2 pseudogenes are annotated in these 559 nt (G+C 57.2%); one reads left to right on the top strand and one right to left on the bottom strand.

The annotated features are described in order from the left end of the window. Positions 1–244, top strand: a pseudogene (locus VI25_RS21890) (methylmalonyl Co-A mutase-associated GTPase MeaB); the annotation flags it as partial. A 67-nt stretch (positions 245–311) separates the two neighbouring features. On the opposite strand, the pseudogene VI25_RS21895 reads toward VI25_RS21890, so the two are convergent. Next, positions 312–559: pseudogene (locus VI25_RS21895) on the bottom strand (hypothetical protein); the annotation flags it as partial.

The raw sequence follows: 559 nt of genomic DNA on the forward strand, positions 1-559 counted from the left end.
TGGCATTCCGCTGGTGTGGGGTGTAATAGACCAATACGTGCAGCAAACCCAGGGCAGTGGCTATTTTCAGCGCCGCCGCCAAGAGCAGAACCTCCACTGGCTGCACGAAACGATTCGGGAGGCGCTGGAGACGCGCTTTTATGCTCGCGCGGCCGTGCAAGCCCACTTAGCGACTATTGAGCAACAAGTACAGGAAGGGCGTAAATCGGCCTTTGGGGCGGCGGCGGAACTACTGAACCTGTGAGTGTACGTTAAGCAGCCACTTTCCCCCTACCGCAGCTATAGGCTCCAACCTTCCTCACCCGTTCTGCTTAAGCCTGCACTTCTATGGTTACTACCAAGGCGTTGTTACTGAGTGCTTCTAATTCGGCTTCCTCGGTTTCCCATACAGCTAGCCCATCTTTAGCGTGCAGTAGGCGGCCTTCAACCTCAAACGCCCCCGCCAGCACGTAGCAGAAGAATAAAGAGTCTGGGTAAGCAGGACGGTACGTGGCTTCGTGCCGACCTGCAAAGCGCCCCAGGCTCAGGGAAAACGGCAGTGCCACGGGAGTACCAGCCC

Origin of the sequence: Hymenobacter sp. AT01-02, from assembly GCF_000961955.2 — a bacterium.
In the GTDB taxonomy this organism is placed as follows: domain Bacteria; phylum Bacteroidota; class Bacteroidia; order Cytophagales; family Hymenobacteraceae; genus Hymenobacter; species Hymenobacter mucosus.